Origin of the sequence: Ruminococcus callidus ATCC 27760 (assembly GCF_000468015.1) — a bacterium.
GTDB classification, from domain to species: Bacteria; Bacillota; Clostridia; order Oscillospirales; family Ruminococcaceae; genus Ruminococcus_C; species Ruminococcus_C callidus.
Genome location: NZ_KI260304.1, coordinates 12918 through 32645, shown reverse-complemented (window position 1 = coordinate 32645; position 19728 = coordinate 12918). Strand labels below are relative to the sequence as shown.

General features: G+C 53.4%; 18 protein-coding genes and 1 pseudogene. 1 reads left to right on the top strand and 18 read right to left on the bottom strand.

Going from position 1 to position 19728, the window contains the following annotated elements; all coding sequences use genetic code 11:
- Positions 1-362: 362 nt before the first annotated feature.
- The 17 genes from RUMCAL_RS02010 to fba form a co-directional block, all read right to left on the bottom strand.
- Entirely contained in the window at positions 363-653 is a 291-nt protein-coding gene (locus RUMCAL_RS02010) for a hypothetical protein (protein WP_021680775.1), read from the bottom strand.
- Positions 654-693: 40 nt separating this feature from the next.
- Positions 694-2187 carry a DUF4340 domain-containing protein gene (locus RUMCAL_RS02005; protein ID WP_021680774.1) on the bottom strand — a complete coding sequence of 498 codons (1494 nt, stop codon included), beginning with the start codon at positions 2185-2187 and terminating at the stop codon, positions 694-696.
- A 12-nt stretch (positions 2188-2199) separates the two neighbouring features.
- A complete protein-coding gene (locus RUMCAL_RS02000; RefSeq protein ID WP_021680773.1) occupies positions 2200-3912 on the bottom strand; it encodes a GldG family protein in 1713 nt (570 codons plus the stop codon).
- A 16-nt stretch (positions 3913-3928) separates the two neighbouring features.
- Positions 3929-4636 (bottom strand): ABC transporter permease, encoded by a 708-nt coding sequence (locus RUMCAL_RS01995; RefSeq protein ID WP_021680772.1) that lies wholly within the window; start codon positions 4634-4636, stop codon positions 3929-3931.
- On the bottom strand, positions 4636-5736 hold the full coding sequence (locus RUMCAL_RS01990) for an ABC transporter ATP-binding protein (protein WP_040646559.1): 1101 nt from the start codon (positions 5734-5736) through the stop codon (positions 4636-4638). The genes RUMCAL_RS01995 and RUMCAL_RS01990 overlap by 1 nt, the downstream gene beginning before the upstream one ends.
- A 139-nt stretch (positions 5737-5875) precedes the next feature.
- Positions 5876-7339: a glutamate--tRNA ligase gene (gene gltX / locus RUMCAL_RS01985; protein ID WP_040646557.1), complete on the bottom strand. Its 1464-nt coding sequence runs from the start codon at positions 7337-7339 to the stop codon at positions 5876-5878.
- Between the two features lie 37 nt (positions 7340-7376).
- On the bottom strand, positions 7377-8303 hold the full coding sequence (ribF, locus tag RUMCAL_RS01980) for a riboflavin biosynthesis protein RibF (RefSeq protein WP_021680769.1): 927 nt from the start codon (positions 8301-8303) through the stop codon (positions 7377-7379).
- Positions 8304-8319: 16 nt separating this feature from the next.
- The gene (gene truB, locus RUMCAL_RS01975) at positions 8320-9216 is read right to left on the bottom strand and encodes a tRNA pseudouridine(55) synthase TruB (RefSeq protein ID WP_040646576.1); all 897 of its coding nucleotides are present in this window, start codon (positions 9214-9216) and stop codon (positions 8320-8322) included.
- 11 nt (positions 9217-9227) lie between these two features.
- The gene (locus RUMCAL_RS01970; RefSeq protein WP_040646574.1) at positions 9228-10196 is read right to left on the bottom strand and encodes a DHH family phosphoesterase; all 969 of its coding nucleotides are present in this window, start codon (positions 10194-10196) and stop codon (positions 9228-9230) included.
- Positions 10197-10201: 5 nt separating this feature from the next.
- Positions 10202-10582, bottom strand: a complete 381-nt coding sequence (gene rbfA / locus RUMCAL_RS01965) for a 30S ribosome-binding factor RbfA (RefSeq protein ID WP_021680766.1) — start codon at positions 10580-10582, stop codon at positions 10202-10204.
- Positions 10583-10673: 91 nt separating this feature from the next.
- On the bottom strand, positions 10674-13145 hold the full coding sequence (gene infB, locus RUMCAL_RS01960; RefSeq protein ID WP_084194311.1) for a translation initiation factor IF-2: 2472 nt from the start codon (positions 13143-13145) through the stop codon (positions 10674-10676).
- Between the two features lie 140 nt (positions 13146-13285).
- Positions 13286-13621, bottom strand: coding sequence for a L7Ae/L30e/S12e/Gadd45 family ribosomal protein (locus RUMCAL_RS01955; protein ID WP_169725977.1), 336 nt, complete (start codon positions 13619-13621; stop codon positions 13286-13288).
- A complete protein-coding gene (gene rnpM, locus RUMCAL_RS01950) occupies positions 13575-13868 on the bottom strand; it encodes an RNase P modulator RnpM (protein ID WP_021680763.1) in 294 nt (97 codons plus the stop codon). The genes RUMCAL_RS01955 and rnpM overlap by 47 nt, the downstream gene beginning before the upstream one ends.
- Positions 13858-15042, bottom strand: a complete 1185-nt coding sequence (gene nusA / locus RUMCAL_RS01945) for a transcription termination factor NusA (protein WP_021680762.1) — start codon at positions 15040-15042, stop codon at positions 13858-13860. Before nusA ends, rnpM begins: the two co-directional genes overlap by 11 nt.
- A 23-nt stretch (positions 15043-15065) precedes the next feature.
- A complete protein-coding gene (rimP, locus tag RUMCAL_RS01940; protein WP_021680761.1) occupies positions 15066-15548 on the bottom strand; it encodes a ribosome maturation factor RimP in 483 nt (160 codons plus the stop codon).
- Between the two features lie 292 nt (positions 15549-15840).
- The gene (locus tag RUMCAL_RS16615) at positions 15841-15975 is read right to left on the bottom strand and encodes a hypothetical protein (protein ID WP_276690405.1); all 135 of its coding nucleotides are present in this window, start codon (positions 15973-15975) and stop codon (positions 15841-15843) included.
- Positions 15976-16023: 48 nt separating this feature from the next.
- Complete coding sequence (gene fba / locus RUMCAL_RS01935; protein ID WP_021680759.1) at positions 16024-16887, bottom strand: class II fructose-1,6-bisphosphate aldolase; 864 nt, start codon at positions 16885-16887, stop codon at positions 16024-16026.
- A gap of 418 nt (positions 16888-17305) precedes the next feature.
- Here fba and glgB point away from each other — a divergent pair, with 418 nt between their 5' ends.
- The gene (gene glgB, locus RUMCAL_RS01930) at positions 17306-19186 is read left to right on the top strand and encodes a 1,4-alpha-glucan branching protein GlgB (RefSeq protein ID WP_021680757.1); all 1881 of its coding nucleotides are present in this window, start codon (positions 17306-17308) and stop codon (positions 19184-19186) included.
- 252 nt (positions 19187-19438) lie between these two features.
- On the opposite strand, the pseudogene RUMCAL_RS01925 reads toward glgB, so the two are convergent.
- Positions 19439-19728 (bottom strand): annotated as a pseudogene (locus RUMCAL_RS01925) (hypothetical protein); the annotation flags it as partial.

Here is a 19728-nt window from a genome sequence, read left to right as displayed (position 1 = left end):
AGGCACGCCCTACGGGTGCCCTTTCAGGGGAGCCATATACACAAAAGGGAGCCTGAATAAAAATAGCCTCCCCTGAAGGGGTGACTCCCCACGGGGTGGGGAGATGCCCGCAGGGCAGAGGGGACCGCTCAGTACGAGGGGAACCGTCATTAGACGGTGGAGGGGTTCTTGTGGAATCTTTTGCTTGGTGTAAAAGAGTTACGAAAAACCCCTCAGTCACCTGCGGTGACAGCTCAGCACAAGGCACGCCCTGCGGGTGCCCTTTCAGGGGAGCCTATTTTTGAAAAAGGCAGCCAAACAAAAAGAGCATCTCCCACAGGATCACTCCCGTGCAGAGATGCTCTTTTCCAAGCAAATCGGATTTACTTTGCTGCTGCGTCCTTTTCAGCACGCTTCAGCCAGACGTTTGCCAGATCTACGGCTTCATACAAATTCGGTCGGTCGGAAGTCTTGGTGATCGCCTTCACAGGATCCGGCTCCTTGGTTGCGATCTGATAGACGCGAATCTTATCTGCAACCTTCAGCCCGTTCACTTCCTGCTGATGCACGATCTGCATCATTACCACGAATGGCTCTGACATATACCCATAATAGATTTCGTTTCCCTTGCGTACCAGAGGATACCCCCGATACATAAAAAATTCCTGATTCATTGCTGTTCCTTCCTTTCTCCGGAACGGTCAGCCCCCTGACTTAGCTCCAGTTCGTCGTAAAGTCCTGACTTGTGTCGTCGTAGATGTTCATGTTGTTCAGCAGTGTGTCCAGATAAGTTTTACGGCAGGTGTACGCCGACTTGCCGTCTGCGGTGATCAGACAGGTGAACTCGTCAATGGCGTAGAACTGTAGATCCCGTTCGAATTTGCCGTCCTGTGTCTTGACGTGGATTTCTCCCAGCATCTCCCCTGCCGGCTCGCCGTCCAGCTTGACGGTTTCCGCCGTGGTGTTCAGCAGGAACGAGTAGAACTGGCGGTAACGTTCCTTGTCGGTACTCTCTCCGTTCAGGGTGACGACCGCGGTGTCCTTATCGCTGCCGGTCACCTGAAACTGGAACTTCTGCTCGCCGACGCTGACATCCAGTGAGCCTACGTCCCAGACATAGGTGCCCAGCACCAGCTTGGAAGCAATATCCGTGGGCGTTGTTGTCGCCCAGACCAAGTTTTCCCCGGTCACCTGATAGATCGCGTCCACACCGTTCAGCATCGCATAATAGTACGCCGTTTCCGTACCGTTCTCCTCATCTTTTTCGGTAAAGCGTTCGCCGAATGTCAGTACATATGTGTTGCCGTCTGCACACGCCATGGTTGCCGTCCCGAACGGGTCGTCCAGTCCGGCATTGGCGATGTCCTCTGCCGAGGGGTGCGGAACTGCAACCTTTTCCGCTTTCAGTCCGAACATGCCGGTCACCACCGGTGTCGAACGGTCTACGCTCAGATATGCCGGCACCGGCGATACCATTTCATGGCTTGCCACAGTGCCGCCCATATTGGTGTTGTCTGCGGCATCTTCGTCATAGTCCAGCTCCAGCGTATAGTCCATATCCTTGCGTTCCACAGTCAGCTTGTTGACAATGGGATAATCATTGGTATCCGCCGGTGCTTCCAGCATCGTAGTGGACAGGAAATCCGTTGCGGACTTGCTGAAGTTTGCCACCAGCGATGTTTTCACCGTGTAGACGGTGTCCTTGTCTGCCGGTGCAAAGTAGGTATTGGAAGCATCTGCGGCAGCATTGCCCACGCGGAAGCTGTAGTCGCTGCCGTCGGCGAAATGCAGTGTGACTGCGGTCGCCTCGGCATCGTCCAGACCGAATTTTTCCAGATCGGAGCAGTTTTCTTCTACCACCCCGTTGGCTTCCATAGAAGCGGTATTGTTGGACAGTGTCCACAGGGTGGAGGTATCCATAGGCAGATCTTCCCAGCCGGACACGGCATATGCCGCATGGTCATCTCCTGTGCCGGTGCCCTCTGCCGTGCGAACCACTGCAAAGGAACCGCTGCCGTTGGTGATGTCGATAGAAGTCACATCGTTCGGGTCTTCCGAGGTCAGCGAAATGCTTTCCTCGCTACTGTCAGAAGAAGACACGGAAGAAGAATCCTCCTCCGGTGTATTCCGCAGCAGGAAAAACGATGCCGTGCCCAGTGCTGCCACCAGCACCACGCCGCCGATGATTCCCAGTGCTTTTTTACGCATGATGTGCCTCCCTTAACGGTACCGTCTGCGGACTGCAACGATCACGCCAGCCACAACAACTGCCAGCGGAATGAGGAATACCACGACCAGACGGATCGCTTTCAGCTGTGTTGCAGATGCGGAGATCGAAGTCTGTGTCAAGTCCTTGGGAGCAACTACGATGCTGTCTTCCTTGCCGCAGACAGAGTTCAGCAGACCTACAAAGTATTCCGCATTGTTGTATGCCGAATTCTGTACCAGATTTACGTCCAGCATCGACATGGAGCCCAGCACGATCACATCACTTTCAATGAAAGCGTCACCGGTAGACTGCTGGTCACGGCAAAGTGCCATAACGGTATTCTGTCCCTTGGGTGCGGAATTCTTATCGAAAGAAGTGGTGGTAGCAGCTGCTTCGGTGGCTGCCTCTGTAGCTTCCTGACTGTCCGCAGAACCGTCAGCCACAGCAGCAGTGCTGTCTGTGCTGTAGTCCTTCGGCGACAGCGGGTAGCAGTAAGAGGTATCCGACGAGGTCAGCAGTGCCGTTACCGTTCTGCCGTTGTTGGCGGTCAGTGTCTGGATCGGACGTGCCATAGGAGCCACGATCGGCAGGCTGGCATTTGCCAGATTACCGGTATAGTCTTCTTCATCTGTCACTGTCACGACCGGAGCCACGAAGCTTCTGTTGTTGCTCTGGGACAGGAGAATGTTGACTTCCTGATTGGTGCTGTTGTTTTCGTCGATGACAGAACTGTAATCCACCTGTACGTTCCACTCTTTCAGGAATGCGTCCAGATTCGGCGTGGAGGACTGGGTGTAGTCTGCGATGTAGACCAGCTGCTTGCCCAGCTTGCCGTCATTGTACATGAAGTTTTGCAGCTTCTGTACAGAATCGGTGGTCAGGTCTGTCTTCGGAGCCGGCAGCACCAGAATGTCATACTTTTCTGTATCCAGTGTGTCGTTGATCATGTCCAGACGGCTCACATCATAACCGTTTTCGTCCAGCAGGTTTTCCATTGCATAGAACGCATAGGTGTTCGGGTCAGAAGAAGTGTTGGTCTGTGCAAAGATCGGGCTGCCGTTGGTGGTGGCAATGATGCCCACGGTCTTGGGATTGGAATCGGTAACGTTCATGATACCGGAAGTCAGGGTCTGTTCGCCCTTAAACGCGGTGATGCAGTCTGCAAAGCTTGCCATGCCGTACTGATAGTACTGGTACTTCTGCTGATCCACTTCAAACATATCAGTGGTAGTGTTGTACACCTTGATGCGGCTGCCGCTGGTGATGATGATCTCATTGGACTGGATCGAACCGCCGTACAGTTCCTGATACTTGGACAATACGTCCGGATCCTTGGTGGTGTCAAAATAGGTCACACTGATGCGGTCAGAATAGCCCTGATACTTGGACAGGGTTTCCGCGATCATCTTATTGTTCTTGTCCGAAGTGAAAGTAGCTTCATCGGAAGAAATGGCAATGTCCACGTCTTTGTCCATATTGCGGATATAGTCCAGTGTTTCATCGCTGATCGCATAGAGGTTTGCGGTGGTCAGATCCAGCTTAAAATCCGGATACCGCTTGCCGATCTGGGTGACCACGACGTTGACCAGTACCACAACTGCCACAAAGATCACGGTGATCGCAGTTGCCAGACCGCCGTATTTCAGCTTTTTCCGGTTCTTCAGTTTTTTCTGCTGTTTTTCCAGAGAAGCCTCTGCTGTTTCTGTATGTTTCTGTTTTTCCATTGGTGATGTCCTCCTCTCAACTCCAACGCCGTTTTTCGAACACGCGTACCGTAAAGAAGTTGAAGATCACTGCCGTACTTACATAAAACAGCACGCCAGCCGGATCAAACAGACCGGCAGTGAAATCATAGTATCTGGTGTAGAACGACAGAGCATTCAGAACGGTGGGAACAACCGGTACATTTTCTGCATACCGTGCCACCACGTCGATCAGAGCCAGTGCCAGCAGAACAATCATGCCCAGCACAGCGGCAACTACCTGATTTTCGGTCAGGGACGAGATGAACAATGTCACGGCAATAAAGGCTGCTCCCAGCAGGAACAGTGCCAGAATGTTGGAGATCACGATGCCCCATGCCACTGCCCCGAAAAAGCTCAGGATTAGAGCATAGACAAAAATGATCGCCAGACCAATGGTATACAGCGTGAGGGCTGCCAGATATTTTCCCATGACGATGCCGCCGATGGAAACCGGTGCCGTCAGAAGTCCCTGTTCGGTCTTTTGCTTCTTTTCCTCACTGAACAAACGCATGGTCAGTACCGGAATCAGAATGGTGATGACGAAAAACAGGCTGCTGAACAAGTTGGACATATCGGTCGTTGCCATTGCCAGCGACGAGCCGAAGAAGAAATAGCCTGCTGCCAGATAGAACACTGCCAGAAAAACATAGGCAATGCTGGAGGTGAAAAACGCTCCGACTTCACGGCGATAGATCGCACCCATTACGCTTCGCCTCCTTCTTGTTTCTGTGCAGCATCTTCTGCCGGCGTTTCTGCCTTTTCGGCTTCTGCCGGTGCTGCTGCGGGTTCTTCCGGAGCCGTAGTTTCAGCTGCCGGAGCTGCGGACTTTTCTGCGGCGGGAGCACTGCTCTTTTCCGAAGAAAGCTTGACACCCTCGCCCATGGTGATCTTCAGGAATGCATCTTCCAGCGTCATCACGCCCAGATCCATTTTGTAAATGTCCCAGCCGTGTTCCTTGACCATCTGGTTCAGAGCCGGACGAATGTCGGCATCGGGTTTTGCCTCGATCTCGAATTCGAAGATCTTCGGCTCCCGTTCCATATCTGCACGGACTTTCGTCACGTCGTCTATAGCACGAATCGCCTGTAGCACTTCATTCTTCGGACCGCTGATGCGAACCACCAGACGGTTGACACCGGAAACCGCCTTCGACAGGTTGTCAATGGTGTCGTTTGCGGCGATCTGTCCGTGGTTGATAATTACCACACGGTCACAGACTTCCTGTACCTCCGACAAAATGTGGGAGGAAAGAATGACGGTGTGCTTTTTGCCCAGCTTCTTGACCAGTGTGCGGATCTCAATGATCTGCTTCGGGTCCAGACCAACAGTGGGCTCGTCCAGAATCAGGATCGGCGGGTTGTTGATCAGTGCCTGTGCCAGACCGACACGCTGGCGGTAGCCCTTGGACAGGTGCTTGATGACACGACCGGAAACGTCGCTGATGCGGCACAGGTTGCACACGTCTTTCAGATGGGAACGGCGGGGCAGCTTGCACTTTTTCAGGTCATAGACAAAGTTCAGATAACCCATGACGGTCATATCCAGATACAGCGGCGGCAGTTCCGGCAGATAGCCGATCTGTGCCTTGGCTTTGATCGGGTCTTCCAAAATGTCAATGCCGTTGATCAGTGCCTGTCCGGAGGTGGAACTGATGTAGCCGGTCAGCATATTCATGGTCGTAGACTTTCCGGCACCGTTCGGTCCCAGAAGTCCCAGAATCTCGCCGTCCTCTACGGTAAAGCTGATGTCGTTGACTGCCAGCTTGTCGCCGTATTGTTTCGTCAGATGTTTGACTTCAATCATCCTTGTGATTGCCTCCTTCTGCTGCGTGCCGGACAGAACGCTCCTGCCCTGCACACAAAAACTAGGTATAGTTTATCATTCTATTGTGATAGAGAAGTGATAATCTTACGAAAGGTTCCAATTGCCTGATTGCAAAGCCTTATGCAGAAAGTGCGTCAATCGCCTTTCGAACACGTGCCAGTGTATCTTCCTTGCCCAGAATTGCACACAGTTCTACGCCGCCGCCCGGTGTAAACTGCTTTCCGGAAACAGCTGTCCGCAGCGGCCACAGCATCCAGCCGTTTTTCACGCCCAGATCTGCGATCTTTGCAAACAGTGCTTCGTGAATGTGCTCAGTATCCCACTGTTCGACACTCTCCAGAACCGGCAGGGCTTCCTTCAGGGCTTCCAGTGCGGTTTCCGGTGTGGTCTTCATCTTCTTGTGGCGGTACATTTCCAGATCGTATTCCGGCATGGCATCAATAAAGTCCACCTGCTCCGGAATATCAGAGAATACTTCGGTGCGGTTCTGGAGCACACTGCACAGCAGGGACAGGTCAATGTCTGTCCGCTTTACTGTCTGGCGGATATACGGCTCTGCTGCCTTTTCGAAATCTGCCGGATCCATTTTGTGTACATAAGCACCGTTAATGGCACGGAGTTTCTGATCGTCGAAAATTGCCGGAGCCTTGCTGATGCCGCTGATCTCGAATGCTTTTTTCAGTTCGTCCAGCGTGAAAATTTCCTGTTCGTTATATTCGCCGGAGGGTGCCCAGCCCAGCAGTGCGATGAAATTGATAACTGCTTCCGGCAGATAGCCCTTTTTCATCAGGTCTTGGAAAGAAGCATCGCCGTTTCTCTTGGACAGCTTGTGTGTCTTGTCTTTCATGACCGGTGCACAGTGTACATATTCCGGTACGTCCCAGCCGAATGCCTGATACAGCAGATTATACTTCGGAGCAGAGGAAAGGTACTCGTTGCCGCGTACAACATGGGTGATGCCCATGAGGTGGTCGTCCACAACGTTGGCAAAGTTGTAGGTCGGCATGCCGTCGGTCTTGATCAGGATCTGGTCGTCCAGTGTGCTGTTCTCCACTGTCACATCTCCGTAAATGTCGTCGTGGAATGTGGTAGTTCCCTCCAACGGCATCTTCTGGCGAATGACGTAGGGAACACCTGCGTCCAGCTTTTCCTGAATTTCTTCCGGAGAGAGATTCCGGCAGTGGCGGTCATACATGGGAGCAATGTGAGAAGCTTCCTGAATTTTCCGCACTTCTTCCAGACGCTCCTTGTCACAGAAGCAGTAATATGCGTGACCGGTTTTCACCAGTTCTTCCGCGTAGGACTTGAACATGCCCATACGCTCCGACTGTACATACGGTCCCACCGGACCGCCGATGTCCGGACCTTCGTCCCAGTTCAGACCGGCAACCCGCAGGGTATCATAGATCACATCAACGGCACCTTCTACATAACGTTCCTGATCGGTGTCCTCGATCCGCAGAATAAAATCGCCGTCCTGTTTCTTGGCGATCAGATAGGCAAACAATGCGGTACGCAGGTTGCCGATGTGCATATAGCCCGTCGGGCTGGGTGCAAATCTGGTTCTCACTCTTTTGTACATTGCTAGTACTTCCTTTCATATGATAATCTCTGTGTTCTCACAGATCATGTTGTTTCAGCCATTCCTGACACTGTTTCTGATCCTGTGCGATCTGCCGGTACAGGCTGTCCACATCGGGGAATTTCTGCTCGTCCCGCAGGAAATGCAGCAATTCCACCCGACAGGGCTGTTCGTACAGGTCGCCGGAAAAGTGCAGCAGAAACGTTTCTGCCGCCGGCAGCTGTGCTTCGCTGACAGTGGGCTTGACTCCAATATCCGTAATGGAATCGAAGCTGCCCTGCGGGGTGTGCGTCCGTGAAACATACACGCCATACCGCGGCACCAGCTGTCCTGCTGCAAAGGGAATGTTGATCGTCGGGACTGCCTTGGTTCGCCCCAGTGCTGCCCCGTGGATAACTCTGCCGCTGACGTGATAGGGCACGCCCAGCAGGTTCGCTGCCTGTTCCGGCTTTCCGGCACGGACCGCCTGCCGGATCGCGGTGGAGGAAATTTTCTCTCCGCCGCAGAGCACCGGTGCGACCTGATGCACGCCGAACCCGAACTGGCTGCCGAATTCCCGCAGGCTGTCGATATTCCACGCTGCTTTTGCACCAAAGCGGAAATCTCCGCCGCAGAATACCTCCTGTGCATGGAGCAGTTCCACCAGCACCTGCCGGCAGAATGCCTCGCCGTCCAGTCCGCACAGTTCCGAAAATGCCGGACAGTATACCCCATGGATCCCGCAGTCCTGCATCAATTCCGCTTTCTGGGTATCTGTATAGAGATAAGACAGCGGCACGCCTTGTTTTACCGGAACGGAATCTGCCGCAAAAGTAAATGCACACGCCAGCAGTTCCTGTTCTGCCGCACAGCGGGCAGCTGCCCCCAGCACGGCACGGTGTCCCAGATGCACACCATCAAAAAAGCCCAGTGCCACGGCACTTTTCTGTGCCAGCGGTGCAGTGATGCGTTGGAATCCTTTCAAGCACGTTTCCGCCTTTCTATTTCAGATTCTTTCCCACACGCAGTTCGTCCGCATTCCGGTCTGCCTGTGCAGTTCCGAAGAAGCTGCCGTCTGCACCGTAAACGCGGTACAAATCCTGCTCCGGCAGAACGCCCTCCACACGGCTCAATGCCAGCTTGACACCGTTGCCGTACAGGGTGGACTGCTGTTCTGTCAGGTGCAGCTCCGGCAGTGCCGTAAACAGACGGTCTGTGGGAATGAGATGTTCCGCCAGCGTTCCCCGCCGGCAAAACTCCGTCACCTGCTCAAATGTATAGCACTGTTCCAGCGTAAAGCCGCTTGCCTTTGTCCGGCACAGTGCCGTCATCACGGCACCGCCGCCCAGTGCTTTTCCGATGTCGCAGAGCAGCGTGCGGATATAGGTGCCCTTGCCGCAGGCAACAGACAGTTCCGCGGTCTGCTTGTCTTCGTCCCATGCTTCCAGCACAATGGAATCCACCTGTACTGTCCGTGCCGGACGTTCGATCACAACGCCCCGTCTTGCCAGTTCGTACAGACGTGTTCCCTCCACAGAAACCGCGGAATACATAGGCGGCACCTGCTGGATTGCTCCCACAAACTGCGGGAGCACTGCGTCCAGTGCCTCTTTTGTCACGTGCATTTCCGGATAGACAGCCGTGCGGGTGCCCCAGACATCTTCGGTGTCGGTTTCCCAGCCGAACTGTACCGTAGCACGATACATTTTCGATTGATCGGGCAGAATGTCACAGGCACGGGCTGCCTTTCCCACCAGCACCGGCAGCACACCGGTTGCCATAGGATCCAGCGTTCCGGTATGCCCCAGCCGCCGCATATGCAGAATGCCACGCAGCTTGCCGATGACATCAAACGATGTGAACTCCGCGGGTTTTTGCATGCAGAGAACCCCCTGCATTGTTTCCTGACTCATGCCTTCCCCCATTCTTCCTTTACTGCGTCCAGCAAAATGCGGCGTACCTCATCTGCGGTACCCTCTACCTGACAGCCGGCAGCCTTTACATGGCCGCCGCCGCCCAGCCGCTGACAGATCGCAGATACATTGACCTGATCTGCCGAACGCATGGAGATCCGGAATTTTCCGGCTTCTTTTTCTTTCATGGTGATGCCGATCTCTGCACCCTCTACCTGTAGCGGAAATCCGGCAATGCCTTCCAGTTCTGCTTCGTCCACGTGGAATTTTTTCAGGAATTCCTGTGACACACAGATCAGGACACACTTGCCGTCCAGATAACATTCCAGATGATCGATCAGCAGTTTATCCAGCTGCAATCTGCCAAAGCTCTTGACTGCAAACATTTTCCGGTTGATCCACGCATACCGCACATCGGGGCATATTTCCATCAATGCCGCCACCGCACGGTGGGTTTCCGGACCGGCGTTATCATACTGAAAACAGCCGGTATCCGTTGCCATGCCGGTATACAGGCACACTGCAATGCTGTCCGTTATCTGAACCGGCAACACGCGGCACAGGCGGTAGAGGATTTCACACACCGCCGAAGCCGTACCGTCCAGCAGTCTTGCCTTGGCGTAGGGCACGTTGGATACGTGGTGGTCAATGCAGAGATCTACACGGCTGCCATACTGTTCCTGTATCCTGCTGCCCAGCAGCTTGGCATCTGCCACATCTACCGCAATAATGCACTTCGGCGGAAAGTCCGCTGCTGCGGGCTGTTCCGGCAGCATGAACTGATACCGCGGTGGGATTTCATCGTTGCAGAGCACTGCCGCACGCTTTCCCAGCTGCTGTAAAATTTCTGCCAGTGCATAACCGGCACCGATGCAGTCCCCGTCAGGGCTGCGGTGGATCAGAATATAAGCATCTTCACATTGCTGTAGCCATGCGGCTGTTTTTGCCAATGTCAGCTCCTGCACGCCGTTCACTCCTCTCCCGTGCCGCTTTCCTCCGGTTCTTCCACCGGCGGCTGGATATGATGCAGCATGCGGTCGATCTCTGCACTATGTGCGATCGAATCGTCTGCCACAAAATGCAGTGCCGGACTCCGCCGGATCTTCAGCCGGCGAAGCAGTTCCCGCCGGATAAAGCCGGAGGCACTGTCCAGACCTTTGCAGGATTCCTTGGCGGTTTCCTTGCCGGACAGACTGGAAACGAAGATCTTGCAGTCCGACAGGTCGCGGGAGAGTTCTGCACGGACGACCGTCAGCATCGGATCGATACGGGGGTCCTTCAGTTCCCGCAAAATTGCTGTCATTTCCCGCAGGATGTCTTCCTCGGTACGATTTGCCTTGAAATTTGCCATGCTGTACGGCTCCTTTCTATCGTTGCATTTCTTTTCAGCAACATGATGTCACAGCAATGCCGCACCAATTTTATGCGGCGTTGCCCTTCTGTCAATCTCTGTATTCTTCCATGATAAATGCTTCGAAGATGTCGCCTTCCTTGAAGTCGCGGAATTTTTCCAGTGTGATACCGCACTCATAGCTTTCGCCGACTTCCTTGACATCGTCCTTGAACCGCTTCAGGCTGGACATCTTATCTTCCGCAATGACAATGCCGTCACGTACCACGCGAATCTCGCACTGTCTGGTCACCTTGCCGTTGAGCACATATGCACCGGCAACGGCACCAACATTGGAGATCTTGTATACCTGACGCACTTCGATACGTCCCATTACCACTTCGCGGAACTTCGGAGCCAGCATGCCCTTCATCGCAGTTTCGATTTCTTCGATCGCATCGTAGATGACACGGTAGGTGCGAATATCCACCTTATCCCGTGCTGCAATTTCTTCCGCAGTCTGATCCGGACGAACGTTGAATCCGATGATGATCGCATTCGATGCACTTGCCAGCATAACGTCGCTTTCTTTGATACCGCCGACACCGCCGTGAATCACGCGGACGCGGACTTCGTCGTTGGACAGCTTTTCCAGCGACTGGGTGACAGCTTCTACAGAACCCTGTACGTCTGCCTTGACGATCAGGGACAGTTCCTTCATTTCGCCCTGTTCGATCTGGCTGAACAGGTTATCCAGAGTGACCTTCTGGTACTCGTTGAACTTCGCCTGCTTTGCCTCGTGCTTCCGCTGTTCTACCAGTTCTCTTGCCAGACGCTCATCTTCTACTGCGTTGAACGTATCGCCTGCTTCCGGCACTTCTGCCAGACCGGTGATCTCTACCGGTACAGACGGACCAGCAGATTCCACTGCCTGCCCCTTATCGTTGGTCATGACACGCACACGGCCGACTGCGGTACCTGCGATAATGACATCGCCGACGTGCAGGGTGCCGTTCTGTACCAGCAGGGTAGCGATCGGTCCGCGTCCCTTGTCCAGACGGGCTTCTACGACAGTACCCTTTGCACGGCGATCCGGATTTGCCTTCAGTTCGCTGGTTTCTGCGACCAGCAGAATGTTTTCCAGCAGGTCATCGATGCCCTCGCCGGTCTTTGCAGAAACCGGTACGCAGATCACGTCGCCGCCCCATTCTTCGCAGACCATGCCGTACTTGGTCAGTTCTTCCTTGATGCGGTCCGGATTTGCACCTTCCTTATCCATCTTGTTGATAGCAACAATAACGGTGATTCCGGCAGCCTTGGCGTGATTGATAGATTCGACTGTCTGCGGCATGATACCGTCATCGGCAGCCACAACCAGAATTGCAATATCTGTGATATTGGCACCGCGGGCACGCATTGCTGTGAACGCTTCGTGACCCGGTGTATCCAGGAATGTGATGTCCTTGCCCTCATAGCGTACCTGATATGCACCGATATGCTGGGTAATGCCGCCGGCTTCACCTGCGGTAACGTGAGCGTTACGGATTCTGTCCAGAATGGAAGTCTTACCGTGGTCAACGTGACCCATAACGCAGACAACCGGGCAGCGTTCTTCGGTATCCTCGGCATCGTCGTCCTCGTCGATCAGACGGTCTTCAATGGTCACGATCACTTCGTGCTCTACCTTTGCACCCAGTTCCTCTGCCACCAGAGATGCAGTATCGAAATCGATCTCCTCGTTAATGGTCGCCATAACGCCCAGCATCATCAGCTTCTTGATGACTTCGGTAGCGGTGACTTTCAGACGGGTTGCCAGTTCGCCGACAGTGATTACGTCCGGAATACGGACACGCAGCTGCTGCTTTCTGGCACGTTCCAGTTCCAGACGACGCAGCTTATCCTGTTCGGTTTCCCGCTTGCTGGAATACCGCTGCTTATTCCGCTGTGCAGACTTCTGGTTGATCTTCTGCTTCTTGGTGGAATATCTGTCGTTGGTATACTTGCTTGCCGGAGCGATCTGCTCATACCGCTGGTTGTACTTATCCAGATCGACATAAGAGCCTCTGGTGTCTACCGTGCGGCGTTTTTCGGTGGTAATGCTGTCCGCAGATGCCATTTCCACTTCAACGTGCAGACGCTCGCCGTGCTTCTGTGCCTTTGCCTGCTGCTTCTTGGGCTTTTCGTGCTTCTGAGCCTGCGGAGCTGCGGGCTTCTTTTCTTCCGCTTTCTTTTCCGGCTGAGGCTTCTTGTCAGCAGGCTTTTTGTCTGCTGCCTTTTTCTCTGCCGGCTTTTTGTCGCTGTTTTTCTTGTCTGCCGGTTTCTTATCCGCCGGCTTCTTGTCACCGGACTTCTTTTCCTGCTTCGACTTCGGCTTATCCTTGGAAGCAAAGTAAGCGTCCAGACTGTCTACCTGTGTTTTCTGGGAATAATACTCCAGTGCCAGATTGATCTCCTCCGGTGTCAGACCGGTCACACCCTTTTTCGTATTTCCCTTTTCGTCGCGTTCCTGATAAAATCCGATCAGTTCCTGTGTCGGGATCTGCAGATCCCGTGCAACGTCGCTCAATTTTACTTTCTTCGTCATAGGCGAAAATCCTCCTTTTCTCCAAGGAATGTCCGGCGTAGGCTGTTCCTCCGCCGCGGCACTCCACTCCTGCGAATGTATCTCCACAGCACAGGCGGACCGCAGCTGTCTGCGGCACCGCATGTGATGATGAAAGTCTGTTACGCTTCTCCGCGTGGTTCCTGTTTTTCCTGTTCCGCCAGCAGCTGCATTTTCCGGAAAAAGCCGTCGTCACAGATCGCCAGCACACCGCTGCCTCTGCCGATCATCTGGGCAAAGTCCGCTTTGGTAAATGCCAGTTCCAGACAGGGCACCTGTGCCTGCCCGCAGTAAAACGCCGCTTCTTTCCGCGTCTTGGCAGATGCGTCTGATGCCACCAGCACGCCGGACACTGTCCCGCGGTACATGGCATCTTTGGTGGGCTCCAGTCCCATTGCCAGCTTTCCGGCTTTACGACAGATGCTCAGAATTCCTTGCCAGTTCTGTCTGTAATGCATGTTCCATCTCCTCATAGACTTCTTCCGAAACACGGCAGCCGAAAGAACGCTCAATGCGGTGCCCCTTCTTGGCTGCTGCGAAGCAGTCCATATTCTTACATAAATATGCACCGCGTCCGGATTGTTTTCCTGTGAAATCCAGCTTGATTTCCCCTTCTGCATTTTTCAGCACCCGAATCAGGTCTTTTTTCGGCTGCATGGTGCCGCAGCCCACACAAAGCCGCATAGGAACTTTTTTACTCTTCAACGCTGTTCGCCTCCGGTGCACTTGCTTCTGTTTCTGCTGTTTCCGCCGGAGCCTCTGCTGCGGCTTCTGCCGGCTGTTCTGCCTGCGGTGCTTCCGGCTGTTCTGCCGGTGCTGCATCGTGCTCGTGCTTAGTCAGCACATCGAATTCCGGCTTGATGTCGATCTTATAGCCAGTCAGCTTGGCAGCCAGCTTGGCATTCTGTCCCTTGTTGCCGATCGCCAGTGAAAGCTGGTTGTTCGGTACCTTTACGGTGCAGGTGCGTTCTTCTTCGCTCAGGATCTGCACGTCCAGAACCGTTGCCGGTGCCAGTGCCTTGGCAATGAATTCCTCCGGCTTTTCGCTGTAGGGAATGATGTCGATCTTTTCGCCGTTCAGTTCAGCCACAATTGCAGAAATACGGGAACGCTTCGGACCGATGCAGGCACCGATAGCATCCACGTTTTCGTCCTTGGACCAGACAGCCACCTTGGTGCGGGAGCCGGCTTCACGGGAGATGGACTTGATCTCCACAGTGCCGTCATAAATTTCCGGAATCTCCAGTTCAAACAGACGCTTGACCAGTTCCTTGCGGACACGGGAGATCTTGATGATCGGCTTTTTCTGCTTGTTGGCGATCGTGGTGATGTAGACCTTGACACGCTGTCCTTCGTGCAGTGTTTCGCCCGGGATCTGCTCATTGGGGAACAGATACAGTTCTGTCTTATGGTACAGCAGTGTTGCAGTGCCGTTGGTTTCCACCCGAGAAACTTCACAGGTGATGCAGTCGTTTTCCAGCGACTCGAACTCGCCCAGAATCCGTTCCCGATTGATCTCCCGCAGGTCACCCTTAATAGATTGCTTTGCGGACTGTGCAGCGGCTCTGCCGAACTTGGCGATGTCCAGCCGTCTGTCAATGGTGCCGCCTACATAGGCGTTGGGATCTACGGTGCGTGCCACGTCGATATTGACTTCGTTGGCATCGATCGGCTCATCGTCTACGACAGTCTGCCGCACATACATTTCAAATTTCTTGGTTGCCGGATCGATTTCGACGGTGATGTTGTCCTCACACTCCGGATATGCCTTTCTGGCTGCTTTCAGCATGGCAGACTTTACTTTTTCCACCAGCTGTGCAATGTCTACGTTGTTTTCACTTCCCAGCAGGGAGAGTGCGTCAAAAAAACTGTTATCCATTTTCTTCGTTATGCCTCCGTTGGTTAAAATTCTACTGTTACATACCGCCGCACATAGGATAGGTCTGCCAACGGCAGTGTCACCGGTGCTTCCTGTTCTTCCGGCTGTATGGTAATCTGTTCTGTATCATACGCGGTCAGAATGCCGATCCATTCCTTTTCCCCGTTGATCGGGCGAATGGCACGGGCACGAACCTCCATGCCCAGCGTTTCTGCAAAGTGCTGCGGCTGGTTCAGTTCCCGTTCCAGACCGGCAGAGCCGACTTCCAGCACATATGCCTGCGAGATCGGGTCCGCGGCGTCCACTGCCGCATTTACCGGCCGTGTCATCTTCTCGCAGTCCTCAATGTCGATCCCGTCGGGGTGGTCGATGAAAACCCGCAGGTACCAGTAGGCACCCTCTTTTTCAAAGCTCACGTCCCAGATGGAATATCCCTGTTCATCGGCAATCGGCTTTACGAGGTCATAGACGACCTTTTCCGTTCCGCCGAACTTCTTCATTTTCATGGCATCTGCTCCTTTTTTCCGCGTATTGGGCACTTTTTCCGGCAGTGTGTTTCGCCGAAAAAAGTGCCTACATAAACGAAAGACCGGTGGGGTTCCGGTCTTTTGCTACATGATTACACTTATTATAACACTGCCGGACGAAAAAATCAAGGCTTTTGAAGAAAAAAGTACGTTTTTTTCCAAAAAAATTTACGTTTTTCGCATCATATCCGTCTTTTTTCTGCCCGAAGCCGATACGTGCACAAAAAACCGGTTCACACCACGGTGGGTGCAAACCGGTTTCTTCGAAGCATTACGCCTCATCAGCTGTGCTTTCGTTCTCATCAGAATGTGTCAAATTAATCAGGTTCTTTGTCCAAACGACAATTCCCAGAGTATATGTGACGATTTCCAGTACAGCGAGGATTACCTGTAATGTCTTTTTCATCAGAAACACATTCCTTTCTCTGCAGATTCGTGCAGTGTGTCAGGCTTCTTACGCCTTGTTGACAGAACCAAACAGGTTCATCTTTTCTTCTACCTTTGCCATGATTGCTTCGTAGCCCGGCAGGAGCAGCTTTCTCGGGTCAAAGCCCTTGCCCTTCAGATCCTTGCCTTCTTCGATGTACTTTCTGGTAGCTTCTGCGAATACCAGCTGGCACTCAGTGTTTACGTTGATCTTTGCAACGCCCAGAGAGATTGCCTTTGTGATCTGGTCGTCCGGAATACCAGTACCGCCGTGCAGTACCAGCGGCATGTCGCCGACAGCCTTCTTTACAGCTTCCAGAGTTTCGAAGCTCAGACCTTCCCAGTTTGCCGGATATACGCCGTGGATATTACCGATACCAGCAGCCAGAATGTCTACGCCCAGATCAGCGATAGTCTTGCATTCCTGCGGATCTGCACACTCGCCTCTACCGATTACGCCGTCTTCTTCGCCGCCGATTGCACCGACTTCTGCTTCGATAGACAGACCCAGCTTATGAGCAACTGCAACCAGTTCCTTGGTCTTTGCCAGATTTTCTTCGATCGGGAAGTGAGAACCGTCGAACATGATGGAAGTAAAGCCAGCCTTGATGCAGTCATAGCACTGATCGTAGGTGCCGTGATCCAGATGCAGAGCAACCGGAACGGTGATACCCAGAGATTCGTCCATAGCCTTTACCATATCTGCAACAACCTTGAAACCGGTCATGTACTTGCCGGCACCGCCGGAAACGCCCAGAATTACCGGAGAATTCAGCTTCTGTGCAGTGTTCAGGATTGCCTTTGTCCATTCCAGATTGTTGATGTTGAACTGACCGACTGCATACTTGCCGTCTCTAGCCTTGTCCATCATATCCTTTGCCGATACTAACATAAATAAGTGCCTCCTAAAAAAATTGGTGCAACAGTTGTTCCCCGTATCCACAGATTCGTACAGCCTAACTACAGCCGCCTCTGTCAGAAACGGTCATCTGTTCCGGCAACCCCGCACAAGTCCGTGTATCGGCTTTGCACGGTGTTGTCCTGTTTTTATTATACCGCATTTTCCGTTCGATTGCAATGGTTTTCCGAAATTTTTTTCGGTTTTTCTCAAAAAGTGCAGTTCCGGCAAACACTATATGTACATTTGTCTATAATGCAACACTATATGCAGATTTGGTGCTTGCAATGCAGCATGTAGATTTAGTATAATAATACTAGATTTCGATGCACTTTGAGAAAAAAATTACAACGGAACGGCAAACCTTATGCAATTTCAATGGATATATCAATCGAAGGAGTGAACCAACCTTATGGATATTCATCAGTTTTTTCTGGGCAACGCTTTCGATGCCCACACGTATTTCGGGGCACACGTGACAGAACAGGGCGTTGTATTCCGCACCCTTGCTCCCAATGCGGCAGCCGTAGACCTGATCTGGGAGGGCGGCGACTGGGAGCCGATACCCATGCAGCGGATCCACGACGGCGGCGTGTACGAGCTCACCGTACCGGAAGCCGTCGCCGGACAGATGTACAAGTACCGCATCACCCCGCAGAATCCCGACGGCGACATCATCGACCACTGCGACCCCTATGGCTTCGGCATGGAGCTGCGTCCGAACAACGCTTCGATTATCCGCGACCTGTCCAGCTACACGTTCCACGACAAGAAATGGCTGGCACAGCGTGGCAATCACCGGAAGAAACCGGTCAACATCTACGAGGTGCATCTGGGTTCGTGGCGAACCAATCCGAACAACCCCAACGGCTGGTACACCTATGAGGAGATCGCCCCGAAGCTGGTGGACTACGTCAAAAAGGCAGGCTATAACTATATCGAGTTCATGCCCCTGAGTGAGCACCCTGCGGACTGCTCCTGGGGATACCAGAACACCGGCTTTTTCAGCCCCACTTCCCGCTATGGCACAGCACATCAGCTGATGCAGCTGGTCGACACCTGTCATCAGGCGGGAATCGGTGTGATTCTGGACTTTGTACCGGTGCATTTCGCAGTGGACGGCTATGCCCTGAACCACTATGACGGTACAACATTATATGAGTATCCGGAGAAAGAGGACAACTACAGCGAATGGGGCAGCTGCAACTTTATCCACGCCCGCGGCGAAGTGTGCAGTTTTCTCCAGTCCTGTGCCAACTACTGGCTGTCTGTTTTCCACTTTGACGGGCTGCGTATGGACGCAGTCAGCCGGCTGATCTACTGGGGCGGCGATGCCAGCCGCGGCATCAATCCCGCCAGCATCACGTTCCTGAAACGCATGAATCAGGGACTGCACCAGCTGCATCCGGACAGCATGCTGATCGCAGAAGACTCCACCAACTATGAGGGCGTGACCTGTCCGGTAGAATACGGCGGACTGGGCTTTGATTATAAGTGGGACATGGGCTGGATGAACGACACGCTGGACTACTTCCGGCAGTATCCATGGGTACGGCGGGACAGCGACACCTACCACAAGCTGACCTTCTCCATGATGTACTTCCCCAACGAATACTACCTGCTGCCCCTTTCCCATGACGAAAACGTCCACGGAAAAGCCACGATCATGCAGAAGATGTTCGGCGAATACGAACAGAAATTCCCGCAGGCCCGGCTGCTCTATTTATATATGTATGCACACCCCGGCAAAAAGCTGCTGTTCATGGGCAGCGAACTGGGGCAGCTGCGGGAGTGGACCGAGGAGCAGCAGCAGGACTGGGACATTCTGAAATATCCCATTCACGATGCATTCTACCATTACATGCTGGAACTGAACCGGCTCTATCTCACCGAACCGGCACTGTATCAGGACGACTACGAACGGGACGGCTTCTGCTGGGTGGACTGTCATCAGGAAGCCAAGGGCATCTACGCCATGGAACGCCGTGCCGGTGACAGCCGCATTCTGATTCTGCTGCACATGTCCGACGAAGCCACGCAGACGTTCACCTTTACCCTGCCGGACTGCGGCAGTCTGAAACCGCTGCTGCACACCGACTGGAAACGTTTTCACGGCAGCACCGAGGAGAGCAAGCAGGCAATTGTAGGCGATGTTACCCGCACCGGCATGCAGTTCACGCTGGAACTGCCGCCGTTCTCCGGCATTATGCTGCGAATCCAGCCGAAAAAGCAGCCGGCTGTGAAAAAGCCCGCCGCCAGAAAGCGTACTGTCAGCAAGAAGAAAACTTCGTAAACAGATGATTTTTCCACAACAAAAAGCCGCCGTGCGTTATGCACAGCGGCTTTCTTTATTTCAGGAAAATTAGGGAAACACTGCATAAAGCCCGCCTGACGGCTTTGCACGCAATCTGCGTACAGATTTTCCGTCATATTGCCCAGAAATCCCTTGCCAGACATGCAGTCTGCCTGCGGAATTTCTGACAATCTGCCAAAAAATCTGACGACGCATCTTACGCACAAGCTTTATGCCGTGTTTCCCTAGGGATTACTTTCTGCCCAGCACGAAGTCCCAAGTCGGGTTCTTGCCTGCACCCTGCAGGGCAACGTAATAAAGGATATAGTACACGTCGGTGGAATCTACCGAGCCGTCACCGTCAATATCAGCAGCGGCGATCTGGTCAGCGGTGAGATTGCTGGACATGCCTGCACCGCAGTATGCCACGTAGAGCATGGCTTCGAATACGTCGTTGGTGTCGAGCACGCCGTCGCCGGAAGCATCACCCTTTGCAGCTGCCGGAGTGGTTGTGGTAGTGGTTGCAGTCGTTGCGGTTGTTG

Bases quoted from the DNA above. Each gene is read 5' to 3' on its own strand.
- RUMCAL_RS02010 (WP_021680775.1), bottom strand. From the start codon at position 653: ATGAATCAGGAATTTTTTATGTATCGGGGGTATCCTCTGGTACGCAAG.
- RUMCAL_RS02005 (WP_021680774.1), bottom strand. From the start codon at position 2,187: ATGCGTAAAAAAGCACTGGGAATCATCGGCGGCGTGGTGCTGGTGGCA.
- RUMCAL_RS02000 (WP_021680773.1), bottom strand. From the start codon at position 3,912: ATGGAAAAACAGAAACATACAGAAACAGCAGAGGCTTCTCTGGAAAAA.
- RUMCAL_RS01995 (WP_021680772.1), bottom strand. From the start codon at position 4,636: ATGGGTGCGATCTATCGCCGTGAAGTCGGAGCGTTTTTCACCTCCAGC.
- RUMCAL_RS01990 (WP_040646559.1), bottom strand. From the start codon at position 5,736: ATGATTGAAGTCAAACATCTGACGAAACAATACGGCGACAAGCTGGCA.
- gltX (WP_040646557.1), bottom strand. From the start codon at position 7,339: ATGTACAAAAGAGTGAGAACCAGATTTGCACCCAGCCCGACGGGCTAT.
- truB (WP_040646576.1), bottom strand. From the start codon at position 9,216: ATGCAGGGGGTTCTCTGCATGCAAAAACCCGCGGAGTTCACATCGTTT.
- rbfA (WP_021680766.1), bottom strand. From the start codon at position 10,582: ATGGCAAATTTCAAGGCAAATCGTACCGAGGAAGACATCCTGCGGGAA.
- infB (WP_084194311.1), bottom strand. From the start codon at position 13,145: ATGACGAAGAAAGTAAAATTGAGCGACGTTGCACGGGATCTGCAGATC.
- RUMCAL_RS01955 (WP_169725977.1), bottom strand. From the start codon at position 13,621: ATGCATTACAGACAGAACTGGCAAGGAATTCTGAGCATCTGTCGTAAA.
- nusA (WP_021680762.1), bottom strand. From the start codon at position 15,042: ATGGATAACAGTTTTTTTGACGCACTCTCCCTGCTGGGAAGTGAAAAC.
- rimP (WP_021680761.1), bottom strand. From the start codon at position 15,548: ATGAAAATGAAGAAGTTCGGCGGAACGGAAAAGGTCGTCTATGACCTC.
- RUMCAL_RS16615 (WP_276690405.1), bottom strand. From the start codon at position 15,975: ATGAAAAAGACATTACAGGTAATCCTCGCTGTACTGGAAATCGTCACA.
- fba (WP_021680759.1), bottom strand. From the start codon at position 16,887: ATGTTAGTATCGGCAAAGGATATGATGGACAAGGCTAGAGACGGCAAG.
- glgB (WP_021680757.1), top strand. From the start codon at position 17,306: ATGGATATTCATCAGTTTTTTCTGGGCAACGCTTTCGATGCCCACACG.